Raw genomic sequence first — 12,091 nt, 5'->3', positions numbered from 1 at the left:
TTAACCTGCAAAGCACCTTGGGGTCGGTTTTGGGTTCAAATGGGCAGCGGGGTAATACCGCCCGCAAATGCCGCCAGGATCGGCGCGATCAGGGCAAATCCCGCGCGCAGCAGGTCGCTGGTCCCCTCGGACAACCCGTGCGACGAGCGCCATGCGCTAACATCAAACTCACTTTCGGGGTCGTCAATCCGGTTTGCGGCAAGGGCCAGCCTGTTGATCCGGGTGTCCAGAATGACCGCGACCGGAAGGAAAAAGCTGAGCATCAGCAGGCAGAAATAGGTGCCCGTAAACAATGCAGACGAGGTGACAAGCGATGTATACGCGGCCTTGTGCGCGTCCGCGATCAAGGGCAATGGCCAGTGCATCCAGCTTGTGGCAAAGAACATGCCAAAAGTCAGGATCAGGCTGGAGATATACAATTGCTGCCGCATCTGACGCAGGTTTTTGGCCAGCTCGGCGGCCGTTTCCTCGACATCGCTGCGGTCACTCGAGGTCAGGCAAAGGATCATACCGACAATCAGCGATCCGACCGCAAGCCCGGCAAAGGCATTCACGATGTCCATAACACGCAAGAACATGGCAAAGACGGGCTTGTCACCGCAGTTTCCCAGCAGCCACGCATTTTCGGGCGTTTTGCAGCCGGGCAGGGTACCCTGTGACAGGGCGGTTTCAAACACGGCTTTTCCCACCTGATGGTAAATCTTGGGGGCCTGAGCGGTCGCGTATTGCTGGATCGTCGGCACGATGGCCATAACAAAGATCGCCAGAACGGTCAGGATCGCGGCGGTTTTGGTTTTGCGGTCGATCGGGCGCGACAGGGTGCGGGCCAGCAATGCCACGGGCAGCAGAGACAAGGCGACAAAGAACCACGAGGCCGCCAGAAACCGGAAACGGCCGGTCGATTCCAGCCATGGACGGTCGTCCAGCAGGATGGCGACGGGCACATCAAGGTCTGCCGCGATCATGTGCTTCAGGATAAGCTCATGTACCCCGAAGACGATGATCGGCAGCAGCGCTATTGCAAAATAACGCAGTTTTACATGACGTTTAGCCAAACCGGACCTCTTGCCTTGCTGAGACGCGCAAGCGTAAGTCTAACACGGAAATGGCGCGTCAGTATCGGGGTTGCTGTGTCCCCGGCGATTGATGCCTGTCGCAAACAAAAAAATGAGCCATACGCCCGTGGGCATATGGCTCAGATACAGGGAGAGATCAGTGGACAGATATCGGGGATGATTCTCTGACCTCTTACAGTAACAGGAATCACTTTAGACCCCGGGCGGGTGCCCGTCTGTGAAGCAAGTCACAAGGATCAGATCAGGTCGGATTCCGCGAGTTCCCGCAAGGCCTCGAAATCCTGGATCAGCAAGCCGCCGCGAGATGCCTCGACCACCTCGTCGCGTTTCCAGGTTGAAATCGTCTTGGACACCGCCTCGCGCGTGGCGCCCACGAACTCGGCCAGTTCGCTTTGCGACAGAGTGATCCGGTCACGCGGGTTGTCTTGAAGTCCCGACAGGTGCAACAGCTTGCGGGCCAGCCGGATCGGCATCGGCAGAAAGACCTGCTCGTTCAGTTGCGAGCCCATCCAGCGCATGCGCAGGCCTGCCAGACGGACCATATCGACCGCAAGGTCCGGATGCTGGCGGATCTGGTTCATCACGTCCCGGCGGCGCACACGCAAAACCCGTGAAGGTTCCGCTGCGGCGATGGTTGCGGTGCGTGGGCCGCTGTCGAACAGCGCAATTTCGCCAAACACCTCGCCAGGGCGCATCAGGGTCAGGGTCAGTTTTCGGCCGCTCATGGCCAGAAACGAAACCTCGAGCGTGCCTTCAAGAATGGCATAAAGCGCGTCGCCTTCGTCGCCCTGTTCGAACAGGGTTTCCCCCTTGGTCAGTGAAATTTCGGATGCTTGTGCAGACAGCATTGCCCGCAGCCCTTCAGATGCGTCGGACAAAAAGCCGCTGTTTGGGAAGGCCGTCATACGTTACGGGTCTCCGGGTGTAAATTGTGAGTGGTGAGTTAACCTTTCACAGCTTGGGGGCTAAGCCAAGGATTTTGTCAGGTTTTCGCCGGTTGGGCCGATCCCTGCGTTAACACAATGTCGGGCCTATTGATGGTCGGGATCGTCCATATAGCTCTGCAGCAGGTTGAACTGCAGCATCAGAAACACCATCAGGGCGATGGGAAAGCCGAAGGTTTCGATCTTGACCCAAAGATCGGTGGACAGCGTGCGCCAGACCAGTTCGTTGGCCACCGCCAGAACGGCGAAACAGCCGCACAGGCGTCGGGTCAGGATCATCCAGCCTTCGTGGCGCATGGGCAGCATCTCGTCCAGAACATAGGCCAGATAGGATTTGCCCTGTAGCAGGCCAATGCCAAGGATGACCGAGAAGAAGCCGTAGACAAGCGTTGTTTTCATCTTGAAGAACCGCTCGTCATTGAACCAGGCGGTCAGGCCGCCGAAGAAGATCACCATGATCGCCGTGAAAATCTGCATCCGGCTGAGCTTGCCCGTCAGGAGCCAAAGCACGCCCATCGCGCCCAGCATCAGCGGCACGAAGATGATGGTGGCGACGATAAAGCCAGAATACTCGGTGCCGCCGATCAGAAAACTGTCGTCGCGCAGGCGCAGATAGATGAGGAAAAAGGCCAGCGGCGGGCCCAGTTCCAATGCCTGCTTCAGAAACGGGTTGATCTCTTTTTTGTCTGTCATGGCCTGCGTCCTGCTGCTTACCCGCCCATTTCAACTATTACGGCGCCGAGTGCAATCAATGCCATCAGGGCAATGCGTCTTGGGCCGACGGTTTCTTTCAGAACCAGCCAGCCGATCAGCGCGGCAAAGACCGTCGAGGTTTCGCGCAACACCGCAGCCTCGCCAACTTTGTCGAGGCGGGTGGCAAGCATGATGGCTCCGAAGGACATGGGTGCGATGATGCCGCCTGCAAGGCCCCGCAGCATCAGCGGGCCAAGCGCCGGGCGGTGGATCATGGCGCGGTATCTGAGGGCGGCGTAGATGGGCATGGCTGCCCCGTCGATCATGAAGAACCACGCCAGAAAGGTGAACGGGTCGGCTGTCGCGCGGATGCCGTAGGCGTCATAGGTGGTGTAAAGCGCGACGAACAGGCCGGTGGCCAGTGCCAGCGCAAGGGCAATGCCCAGCGTCTCGCGGTTGGTTTCCAAGTACCGCAGGTTATAGGCGGCGAGGCCGAAGATGCCTGCCATCAATGTCGCCACACCCAGCCATTGAACGGCTGAGAAGGTCTCTCCAAACAGCAGGTAGGCTCCGATAACGGTGAACAGAGGGCCGGTGCCGCGTACGACCGGGTAGACCACGGTGTAGGAGCCCTTGGTATAGGCGGCGGCCTGCAGGACCTTATAGCCGATGTGAATCAGCCAGACGGTCGCGAAGATGGGCCACATATAGGGTTCGGGCCAGGGGACCACGAAGAACGCGAAGGGGGCAGCCATCAGGCAATAGCACGCGTCGATGGCCCCGCGTGACATCCACGGGTCGTGCCGGCCCTTTTGCAACGCGCCGAAGACGGCGTGCAGAAAGGCGGCCATCAGCGCGAGGGCGAGGGCAAGGTGATGGCCGGATTCAGTGCCTTCGAGGGAGATCAGCCAGTCACTCAATACTCAGGTCTTTCGTGGGTGGAGAGGCCGGGGGTTTTCCACCCCCGGACCCCCGGAGGATATTTTCAGACAGATGAAGGTCCGGATCAGCTTTGCAGGCCGGTTAGGGCGGCGGCGAATTCTTCGGGGTCGAAGGGGGCAAGGTCGTCGATTTGCTCGCCGACGCCGATGGCGTGGATCGGCAGGCCGAATTTGTCGGCCAGTGCCACCAGCACGCCGCCTTTGGCGGTGCCGTCGAGCTTTGTCATCACGAGGCCGGAGACATCGGCGAGGTTGCGGAAGGTTTCGACCTGGCTCAGCGCGTTCTGGCCAGTCGTGGCGTCCAGCACCAGCAGGGTGTTGTGCGGAGCGGTCTCGTCGACCTTGCGGATGACGCGGACGATCTTGGCCAGTTCCTCCATCAGGTCGGCGCGGTTTTGCAGGCGGCCTGCTGTGTCGATCATCAGCAGGTCAGCGCCATCGTTCTGCGCCTTGGTCAGAGCATCGAATGCCAGCGAGGCAGGGTCGGAACCTTCGGGGGCGGTCAGGACGGGCACGCCTGCGCGGTCGCCCCAGACCTGCAGTTGTTCGACGGCGGCGGCGCGGAAGGTATCTCCTGCAGCGATGACCACCTTTTTGCCTGCGGCTTTGAACTGGCTGGCGAGTTTGCCGATGGTGGTGGTTTTGCCGGATCCGTTGACGCCCACGACCAGCACGACCTGCGGGCGTTTGGGATAAAGCGGCATGGGTTTGGCGACGGGTTCCATCACGCGGGCGACTTCCTGAGCCAGCAGCTGTTTGATTTCACCGGTCGAGAGTTTGCGGCCAAAGCGCCCCTCGGCCATGTTGGCGGTGACGCGCAGAGCGGTGTCGACGCCCATGTCAGACGCGATCAGAAGCTCTTCGAGCTGCTCCAGCATATCGTCATCCAGTGTGCGCCGAATTTCGGTGCGGTTTTCACCACGGCTGAACAGGCGGCCCAGCAGGCCTTTGGATTCGGGTACTTCCGGCGGTGGTGGTGCCGGAATGGGGTCGGCGGGCAGAGGCGTTGGCGTTTCAACCGGTTGCGGGGCGGGGGCCGGTTCGGGAAGCTCGGGAACCGGCTGTGGCTTGGGCTCAGGCTCGGGGATCAGCGGATCGGGTGCGGCGGTTTCCTCGCCCCCATCCTCGACAATCGCGTCGAGCCCCTGTTCGAGCCGCGATGAGGATTTGAACAGCTTGTCCTTGAGCTTTGAGAAAAACGCCATTTTCGGTCTCCGCAGGTGGTCCCCTCACCTAATGCGGATTGGCGGCAGTTGCAAAGGGTCACGAAAAGGCGAACAGAAAACCGGCCTGCGCCCCCCAATAGAGCGGCCAGATCAAGTAGGGTGTGAGGTTCAGGGCAGGATGGTTGGACGGCAGCAGGAATTTCTCGGTCGCCAGGATCAGGTCCGAGGCGATGAACGCGATTGCCGCCGGCAGCGCCCATCGCAACAGGCCTGTATCGGGCAAGGCGAGGACGGTGATCCCCATGCCGAGGATGATCGGAATATAGGCCAGCACCGGCCCTTTCAGATCGCCCGCGCGCGAGGCGAGCAACGTGGCCATGACAATCCCGAGGATCACCAGGGACCAGACAATGGCAGGCTGGTCCAGAATCAGGGACGGGTCGCTGACAGGTTGGGTCAGAAACAGCGCGATATAGGCCAGATGCCCTAATGCGAAGGCTGCGACCCCGGCCATGAAAGTGCCGTCAGTCTCACGCGATAATAGCGCGTCCCCTGCCGCGCACAGGGCCAGTGCGACGACCAGCAACCAGGGTGAGGCCTGCATCAGCGCGATCACGGCCAGCAACGCGACAGACGCCGTTTTCAACATGGTTCGCAACCTGCTTGCCGGGCGGGCAGACATTGGCAGGTAAGCCAAAGCGCCGACGAATGCTGTCCAGAAAACTACCGTCATATCCCGCTCCGATGCCATGCCCATCCTGATGCGGGCAGTCTGGCAATGGGGGGCAAACGGATGCAAGCAGTGACGTAGGGGCATCGTGGCCGCGCGGGAAAGCTTGAATGGTCACGCGCTGCGGTATCTGCCAGAGTAAGGCCATGTTCAGACGTCTTTTGATTCTTCTGGCTTTGGTCGGTCAGGCTGCCGCCGCGCAGTCGCCTTTGTCCGGATCGGAGTTTGATGAATACACGCAGGGAAAGACCCTGTTTTATGAGTTCGGCGGGCAGGTCTATGGGGTCGAACGCTATCTGCCCAATCGCCGCGTCATCTGGTCGTTTCTGGATGGGAATTGCAAAGAAGGCGTCTGGTATCAGCGCGAAGACATGATCTGCTTTGTCTATGAGGATCGGCTGGACCCTCAGTGCTGGGTGTTCACGCGGTCGGGTGGCGGGCTTGTTGCGCGGCCTGACGGAGCGCCTGAAGCGCAGGAATTGTATGAGATCGAGGACATCGATCAGGAGATGGTTTGTCTTGGACCTGAGGTCGGGGTTTGAAGGCTCAGGTCACCCGTAGTTCGTCGTAGCTGATCATCACATGCTTTTGGTAAGCGGGGCGCTGGGTCAGGGCGTCGTAGTACCTGCGAAGATTGCCAAGGGGTCTGCGGCGGATGTCGATATCGTAGTAGCGATAAAGGACATGGCCCAGTTGGATATCGGCTAGGGTCAGATCGTCGCCTGCCAGAAACCTGTTGTGGGCAAGCTTTTCATCCGCGATTTCCATTTTGTTTTGGAGGGTTACAAGCGCGTCCTGAATGGCGGCTTCGTCCCGCTGTGACGGCGCAGTTCGAACAGCATGCCAGAAGACCGGTCCGGTAAAGGCCATGGCGATGTTCAGCTTGGCCCATTCGGCCCATTTATCGACCTCGGCCCGCCGGATCGGATCGCCGGGCCAGAACGTATTAGTGCCGTATCGCGCGGCGAGATAGCGCAGGATCGCGCCGGTCTCCCACAGGGGCGGGTTGTCGCCGTCCTGCAGAACCGGGATCGTTCGGTTTGGGTTCATGGCTTTAAAGGCGTCGGTGTCGAGCCCGCCGAACCTGTGGCCCAGATCAAGGCGCCGGTACGTGAGGCCAAGCTCGCCAATGCACCACATCAACGCCTGAACATTGGATGAGGTTTTGCGGCCCCAGACAGTCAGCATGGTTCAGAACAAAGAGCCCTGATCGGGCGCGTCAGGCTTGGGTTTCCGGGGCAGGGCCTTGGCCGACGCGCCGGTTTTCAGGCGGCCATCGGCGAATTCAATTTCCAGAACCGGATGCCCTGCGGCCATGGCTTTGGTGGTAATGACCTCTCCTTCGGCGCGTACGACTGCATAGCCCCGGTCCAGCGTCGCCTTGTAGCTGAGGGTTTCGTGCAGGCGGTCGGTGGCCTCAAGCTGTTGCCGCAGACGGTCCAGCCGCGAGGTTTGCGCGGTGTTCAGACGGTCGGTCAGGCGGGAGATGCTCTGGCTCTGCTGTTTGATTTCGCGCTGAATCGGGCGCAAGGACAGCCGCGAGGACAGGTTGCGCAGTGCCTCCTGCCGGGCGGTGACGAGGTTGCGCAGGGTTGAGGGGCGCAGATGGGCGGAAAGCTTCACCATTTGCAGACGGCGGTTTTGAACTCCACGATCCAGTGCCGGTGTCAGGCGGTCTGCAATAAGATCAAGCCGTTGGCGGGGGCTTTCCAGCAAACTGTCGGGCCGTGGCAAGGCGCGGGACAGGTCGCGCAGGCGCTGAGATCGGCGTTGCACGGCGTCGGCGGCGGCACGGGACAGGCGCGCGCCCTGTTCGCCGGTCCAGGCCAGCAGTTCCATTCGCACCGGCACCGCCAGTTCCGCCGCAGCGGTGGGCGTCGGCGCGCGGCGGTCCGAGACGAAGTCGATCAGGGTCGTGTCCGTCTCGTGCCCGACGGCTGAAATCAAGGGGATGGCTGATGCCGCCGCAGCGCGGGCCACGCTTTCTTCGTTAAACCCCCAAAGGTCTTCGATGGACCCGCCGCCCCGCGCGACGATAATCAGATCTGGCCGTGGCAGGGCACCACCCGGCGTCAGCGCGTTGAAACCTTCGATGGCGCGTGTCACCTCGGGGGCGCAATTCGCGCCCTGAACGGCAACTGGCCAGATCAGCACCTTGCGGGGAAACCGGTCGCGCAGGCGATGCAGGATGTCGCGGATCACGGCGCCTGACGGAGACGTCACGACGCCGATGATCTGCGGTAGGTAGGGCAGGGGTTTCTTGCGCTCGGGTGCGAACAGGCCCTCGGATTCAAGCTGTTTCTTGCGTTTTTCAAGCAATGCCATCAGCGCGCCTTGCCCGGCGACGGCGACCTCGTCGACATTCAGGTTGTATTTGGACTGCGCGCCGAATGCGGTCAGGCGCCCGGTGACCACGACCTCGAGCCCTTCTTCCGGCACCACCGACAAGCCCGCGATCTGACCCTTCCATGTGGTGCAGGCCAGAACGTTCCGATCATCCTTGATGTCGTAATACAGATGGCCCGACCGCGCCTTGAACACGCGCCCGACCTCGCCCCGCACACGGATTCGCCCGAATGTGCCTTCCAGCGTGCGTTTCACCTCGCCCGAGATGTCCGAGACGGTGTATTCAGGGGTATTTTGGCCCGGGATCGGGTCGTCAAGCAGGTCGGACATTTCAGCGCCTTGTATCAAATGCCCGGCCAGCTTAGAACGCGCGGCAAGCGAGGCCAAGCAGATCGGAGACGACCCCATGAACATCCTTATTCTCGGCAGTGGCGGGCGCGAGCACAGCCTGGCCTGGGCGGTGATGCAGAACCCCAAATGCGACCGTCTGATCGTGGCGCCGGGAAATGCAGGGATTGCACAGATCGCCGACTGCGCGTCTTTGGATATCGAAAACGGCGGGGCGGTGGTCAGCTTTGCCGAGGAAAACGCAATCGACTTTGTGATCGTCGGCCCCGAAGCGCCCCTGGCGGCAGGCGTGGCAGATCGGCTGCGCGAGGCGGGCGTGCTGGTCTTTGGCCCCTCGGCCGAGGCAGCGCGGTTGGAAGCGTCAAAAAGCTTTACCAAGGAAATCTGTGACGCTTCGGGCGCGCCGACAGCGGCCTATGCGCGGTTTACCGAAGCGGAACCGGCCAAGGCCTATATCCGCGAACAGGGCGCGCCGATTGTCGTCAAGGCTGACGGTCTGGCTGCAGGCAAGGGCGTGATCGTGGCGATGGACGAGCAAACCGCCTTGGACGCTATTGATGACATGTTCGGCGGCGCGTTTGGTGGGGCCGGGGCCGAGGTCGTGATCGAAGAGTTCATGGATGGCGAGGAAGCCTCGCTTTTCGTGTTGTGCGATGGTGAAGACATCCTGTCCGTCGGCACCGCGCAGGACCACAAGCGGGTGGGAGAGGGCGACACCGGCCTGAACACCGGGGGCATGGGGGCTTATTCCCCGGCACCGGTGCTGAGCGCCGAGATCGAAGCCCGCGCGATGGACGAAATCGTGCGCCCGACCATTGCCGAGATGAATGGGCGGGGGATGCCATTTCAGGGCGTTCTTTATGCCGGCCTCATGATCAAGGACGGGCAGCCGAGGCTGGTGGAATACAATGTCCGTTTTGGCGATCCGGAATGTCAGGTGCTGATGATGCGCCTGGGCGCGCAGGCGATGGACCTGATGCACGCCGCCGCCGAGGGCCGCTTGGGCGAAATGCGCGTGAACTGGGCGGATGACCATGCCATGACGGTTGTGATGGCTGCGAAAGGGTATCCGGGCTCGTACGAGAAAGGCTCTGTTATCAGGGGGCTGGAGGGGATTCCTGAAGACAGCAGCAACATGGTGTTTCATGCCGGGACCAAAGCGGCTGATGGTCAGGTTCAGGCGTCGGGGGGACGGGTTCTGAACGTGACAGCGCGGGGCGCGACGCTGCAGGATGCGCGCGACCGGGCTTATGCGATGGTGGATGGCGTCGACTGGCCCGAAGGGTTTTTTCGTCGCGATATCGGCTGGCGGGCGCTTTGATCGGCTGATCGGGTCAGGGGGCTTTGCCCCCTCGGCCTGTGGCCTCACCCCCAGGATATTTATGGACAGATGAAGTGCGGATCAGCAGTTGAGGGCGCTGGTCAGGCTGTCGGGGCCGTTGAACGGGCCGAGATCGGTTTTGGTCCAGCCGTTTTGGTACGAGACGCTGATGATGCGGGTCCAGTTGCCGTTCACGAGGATCATCTCGGGAGTGTCACCGCACGTTCGGATGCCGCCGGAGATGAAATCCTCGCCGATCTTGTGGTTGGTCAAATCGGAGAGGGAGGCGATTTCGGTTAGGTTGCCGTTTTCTGTTAAGGCTCCATCGATGAACCGCCAGATGCGCAGGGTTTTTGCAAGATGCGGGCGGTCGATATAGGCGATCTCGATATTGCCGTCGCCGTCCAGGTCGGCTGCGCCGATTGGGGCGAGCCAGCGGTTCTTTGTTCCGATGTAGGGTGTCGCGGCAATGAGTTTGAGCTTGTAGTCGCCCCGGTCGGCATAAATCGCGAGTTGCGCGCCTTTTTCAGCGTGACTGCGAACAGTGATGATTTCCGCGCTTTGGTCCCCATCCAGATCGACAAGCCTCGGGGCGATATCTTCGAAGACGTGAAACTCGTCCAAATGGACGAGTTTTGTTCCACAAGAGTCTGTGTATGGCGCACTGGAGTATACGTTGAGCCCGGTGTACTCGATGGTATCCCCGAGAACGCCATGTGGGTAGCGGCTGGTTTCTTGGCTGTACCATGCTGCCGAAATGAACTGTCCTGGGCAGGCGACGAACTGGTCGCCGGTGCAGCCGGGTGTGACGACGTATGAGCCGTTCGCAATTCCCCGATGGTGGGGTGGGATTCTGCAGGCTTCAGCCACGGTCAGCCAGCCGAGCCATATGCCCAACACCAGGCCCGCGCCGCGTGCCCAACGTTGCCACAGGCAAGCGGACAGGCGCGGCGCTTTCGCAAGCATCAGATCTGTTTTTCCGGCATTTGAACGACCAGCCCTTCCAGCTCATCCGTAACCTTGATCTGGCAGGTCAGGCGCGAATGGTTGGGGTCGGGCTCATAGGCAAAGTCCAGCATGTCCTCTTCCATGTCGTCCTTGGCCGGGATTTTCTCGACCCAGTCGGGGTGGACATAGACGTGGCAGGTCGAACACGCGCAGGCGCCGCCGCAATCGGCTTCGATGCCGGGGATGTTGTTGTCACGGGCCCCTTCCATGACGGTCAGTCCGTTGGCGACCTCGACAGTGTGTTCGGTACCGCCGTGCTCGACATAGGTGATCTTTGCCATTGCTTGCGTCTTCCTTTTGCGATGTTCGAAATGGTGTTTAGTCAAGGCATTGGGGTCTGACCAGCCTCATTTGCGACTCATCGCGCCGCCTCTGGACTTTCTTACGGTTTGTTCTATTTTTGTTCTCATGCTTGTTGCCCCTGTTCGCCCCGCAGTTTCAAACCGGGACTGGCCACACCCGCCTGCCTGTCTGCCCGCCAACCGGCTGGATAATCCGCCCGAGGGCGCGCGGGTGACGGTGGCCGGGCTGGTGATCCTGCGGCAGAGGCCGGGGACGGCCAAGGGGGTGATCTTCGTTACGCTTGAGGATGAGACCGGCATCGTCAACGTCGTGGTCTGGCGCAAAATCTATGAGCAGTTCCGCCGCGCGGTGATTTCGGGGCGGTTGCTGCGCGTGACGGGGCGGATGCAGAAGGCCGACGCGGTCATCCACGTGATCGCGGAAGAGATCGAGGATATCTCGGGGATGCTGGATGTGCTGGTGCGGGGGGAGGGGTAGGTGGATAAATTTGCTGCAGTTTCGTTGTGACGTGTCACGCTGTTATTTTACAATTGTATGAAAAAAGACTAAACTTAACCTCTTTAAGGTTGCAACGCATCGCGGTGCCCAAATTACTCTTTACCTATTTTCGGAAACTTTACTGTCAGGATAATAATTAAAATTTAGATTTGGAGATCGGAGTTGGATGCCAAAACCGCAAAGAAGCTGCTTAAAAATCTAAGAGAGCCATTAATGCAGATATGGGCTGTAATATTGATGGGCCCAGCTTTGTACATTTTAGCGCTCTGGTGGATAGGAGTTTTTGACCCTACTTCAGAATTCACCAGCCCTAGAGTCATCGCGGCAACAGTTGGGCTTGGAGGGGCGCTTTTGACGACATCAATTAGCGCTATTGGCTTGGGCCTTAAACACTCAATTGACGCGCGTTCATTAGCGATTCAGAGAGATGCAGAGGCGCGACTTCGAAAAGAGACGGCACTGCAGGCTGTAGAATTGATGACCTCCGAAACACAAAATGATCGGAAAGATCGAGAAAGGTCACAAGGTGCGCTCTTTGCGTTACAAGACCTAGGGTCAGGACCCATTGATTTCTGTATGTCGGCGTGATTCACCGGTCGAAAATCGAGCGGTGATATGAGCGATCCATATTGGTTGGATGATGCGCAGATGGCGCGTTTGGAGCCTTACTTTCCGAAGTCCCATGGCAAACCACGTGTAGATGATCGGCGTGTGCTG

Annotated in this window: 14 protein-coding genes and 1 pseudogene; 5 read left to right on the top strand and 10 right to left on the bottom strand. The window is 60.1% G+C overall.

Annotated features, from left to right (window positions below):
• Positions 1-35: 35 nt before the first annotated feature.
• From ACR0K1_RS07305 to ACR0K1_RS07280, 6 genes are all read right to left on the bottom strand, one after another.
• Positions 36-1,055: a hypothetical protein gene (locus tag ACR0K1_RS07305; RefSeq protein ID WP_480849527.1), complete on the bottom strand. Its 1,020-nt coding sequence runs from the start codon at positions 1,053-1,055 to the stop codon at positions 36-38.
• Between the two features lie 257 nt (positions 1,056-1,312).
• Entirely contained in the window at positions 1,313-1,981 is a 669-nt protein-coding gene (locus tag ACR0K1_RS07300) for a Crp/Fnr family transcriptional regulator (protein WP_480610084.1), read from the bottom strand.
• A gap of 126 nt (positions 1,982-2,107) precedes the next feature.
• The gene (locus ACR0K1_RS07295) at positions 2,108-2,713 is read right to left on the bottom strand and encodes an inner membrane-spanning protein YciB (protein ID WP_480849524.1); all 606 of its coding nucleotides are present in this window, start codon (positions 2,711-2,713) and stop codon (positions 2,108-2,110) included.
• A 17-nt stretch (positions 2,714-2,730) separates the two neighbouring features.
• The gene (locus ACR0K1_RS07290; protein WP_480849522.1) at positions 2,731-3,633 is read right to left on the bottom strand and encodes an EamA family transporter; all 903 of its coding nucleotides are present in this window, start codon (positions 3,631-3,633) and stop codon (positions 2,731-2,733) included.
• 86 nt (positions 3,634-3,719) lie between these two features.
• Positions 3,720-4,859 carry a signal recognition particle-docking protein FtsY gene (gene ftsY / locus ACR0K1_RS07285; RefSeq protein WP_480849520.1) on the bottom strand — a complete coding sequence of 380 codons (1,140 nt, stop codon included), beginning with the start codon at positions 4,857-4,859 and terminating at the stop codon, positions 3,720-3,722.
• Positions 4,860-4,917: 58 nt separating this feature from the next.
• On the bottom strand, positions 4,918-5,553 hold the full coding sequence (locus ACR0K1_RS07280) for a lysoplasmalogenase family protein (protein WP_480849518.1): 636 nt from the start codon (positions 5,551-5,553) through the stop codon (positions 4,918-4,920).
• Positions 5,554-5,696: 143 nt separating this feature from the next.
• Here ACR0K1_RS07280 and ACR0K1_RS07275 point away from each other — a divergent pair, with 143 nt between their 5' ends.
• Positions 5,697-6,092: a hypothetical protein gene (locus ACR0K1_RS07275; RefSeq protein ID WP_480849516.1), complete on the top strand. Its 396-nt coding sequence runs from the start codon at positions 5,697-5,699 to the stop codon at positions 6,090-6,092.
• Positions 6,093-6,096: 4 nt separating this feature from the next.
• Here the strand turns inward: ACR0K1_RS07275 and ACR0K1_RS07270 are convergent, their stop codons facing one another.
• Positions 6,097-6,738: a glutathione S-transferase family protein gene (locus ACR0K1_RS07270; RefSeq protein WP_480849514.1), complete on the bottom strand. Its 642-nt coding sequence runs from the start codon at positions 6,736-6,738 to the stop codon at positions 6,097-6,099.
• 3 nt (positions 6,739-6,741) lie between these two features.
• Positions 6,742-8,226, bottom strand: a complete 1,485-nt coding sequence (xseA, locus tag ACR0K1_RS07265) for an exodeoxyribonuclease VII large subunit (protein ID WP_480849512.1) — start codon at positions 8,224-8,226, stop codon at positions 6,742-6,744.
• Positions 8,227-8,302: 76 nt separating this feature from the next.
• On the opposite strand from xseA, the gene purD reads away from it, so the two are divergent.
• Positions 8,303-9,565: a phosphoribosylamine--glycine ligase gene (purD, locus tag ACR0K1_RS07260; RefSeq protein ID WP_480849510.1), complete on the top strand. Its 1,263-nt coding sequence runs from the start codon at positions 8,303-8,305 to the stop codon at positions 9,563-9,565.
• Positions 9,566-9,646: 81 nt separating this feature from the next.
• On the opposite strand, the gene ACR0K1_RS07255 is transcribed toward purD, so the two are convergent.
• Positions 9,647-10,531: an FG-GAP repeat domain-containing protein gene (locus ACR0K1_RS07255; protein ID WP_480849508.1), complete on the bottom strand. Its 885-nt coding sequence runs from the start codon at positions 10,529-10,531 to the stop codon at positions 9,647-9,649.
• Positions 10,531-10,854: a 2Fe-2S iron-sulfur cluster-binding protein gene (locus ACR0K1_RS07250; protein WP_480849506.1), complete on the bottom strand. Its 324-nt coding sequence runs from the start codon at positions 10,852-10,854 to the stop codon at positions 10,531-10,533. The genes ACR0K1_RS07255 and ACR0K1_RS07250 overlap by 1 nt, the downstream gene beginning before the upstream one ends.
• A 127-nt stretch (positions 10,855-10,981) precedes the next feature.
• Between ACR0K1_RS07250 and ACR0K1_RS07245 the strand changes: the two genes are divergently transcribed.
• From ACR0K1_RS07245 to ACR0K1_RS07235, 3 genes and pseudogenes are all read left to right on the top strand, one after another.
• Positions 10,982-11,353, top strand: coding sequence for an OB-fold nucleic acid binding domain-containing protein (locus ACR0K1_RS07245; protein ID WP_480849504.1), 372 nt, complete (start codon positions 10,982-10,984; stop codon positions 11,351-11,353).
• Positions 11,354-11,536: 183 nt separating this feature from the next.
• The gene (locus ACR0K1_RS07240) at positions 11,537-11,962 is read left to right on the top strand and encodes a hypothetical protein (protein ID WP_480849502.1); all 426 of its coding nucleotides are present in this window, start codon (positions 11,537-11,539) and stop codon (positions 11,960-11,962) included.
• Between the two features lie 27 nt (positions 11,963-11,989).
• Positions 11,990-12,091, top strand: a pseudogene (locus ACR0K1_RS07235) (IS5/IS1182 family transposase); the annotation flags it as partial.

The sequence above is a fragment of the Ruegeria sp. F5 genome (assembly GCF_056533845.1).
This window is presented reverse-complemented; position numbering and strand designations above follow the sequence as displayed.

Bases quoted from the DNA above. Each gene is read 5' to 3' on its own strand.
- ACR0K1_RS07245 (WP_480849504.1), top strand. From the start codon at position 10,982: ATGCTTGTTGCCCCTGTTCGCCCCGCAGTTTCAAACCGGGACTGGCCA.
- ACR0K1_RS07275 (WP_480849516.1), top strand. From the start codon at position 5,697: ATGTTCAGACGTCTTTTGATTCTTCTGGCTTTGGTCGGTCAGGCTGCC.
- ACR0K1_RS07300 (WP_480610084.1), bottom strand. From the start codon at position 1,981: ATGACGGCCTTCCCAAACAGCGGCTTTTTGTCCGACGCATCTGAAGGG.
- ACR0K1_RS07250 (WP_480849506.1), bottom strand. From the start codon at position 10,854: ATGGCAAAGATCACCTATGTCGAGCACGGCGGTACCGAACACACTGTC.
- ACR0K1_RS07280 (WP_480849518.1), bottom strand. From the start codon at position 5,553: ATGACGGTAGTTTTCTGGACAGCATTCGTCGGCGCTTTGGCTTACCTG.
- xseA (WP_480849512.1), bottom strand. From the start codon at position 8,226: ATGTCCGACCTGCTTGACGACCCGATCCCGGGCCAAAATACCCCTGAA.
- ACR0K1_RS07295 (WP_480849524.1), bottom strand. From the start codon at position 2,713: ATGACAGACAAAAAAGAGATCAACCCGTTTCTGAAGCAGGCATTGGAA.
- ftsY (WP_480849520.1), bottom strand. From the start codon at position 4,859: ATGGCGTTTTTCTCAAAGCTCAAGGACAAGCTGTTCAAATCCTCATCG.
- purD (WP_480849510.1), top strand. From the start codon at position 8,303: ATGAACATCCTTATTCTCGGCAGTGGCGGGCGCGAGCACAGCCTGGCC.
- ACR0K1_RS07255 (WP_480849508.1), bottom strand. From the start codon at position 10,531: ATGCTTGCGAAAGCGCCGCGCCTGTCCGCTTGCCTGTGGCAACGTTGG.
- ACR0K1_RS07270 (WP_480849514.1), bottom strand. From the start codon at position 6,738: ATGCTGACTGTCTGGGGCCGCAAAACCTCATCCAATGTTCAGGCGTTG.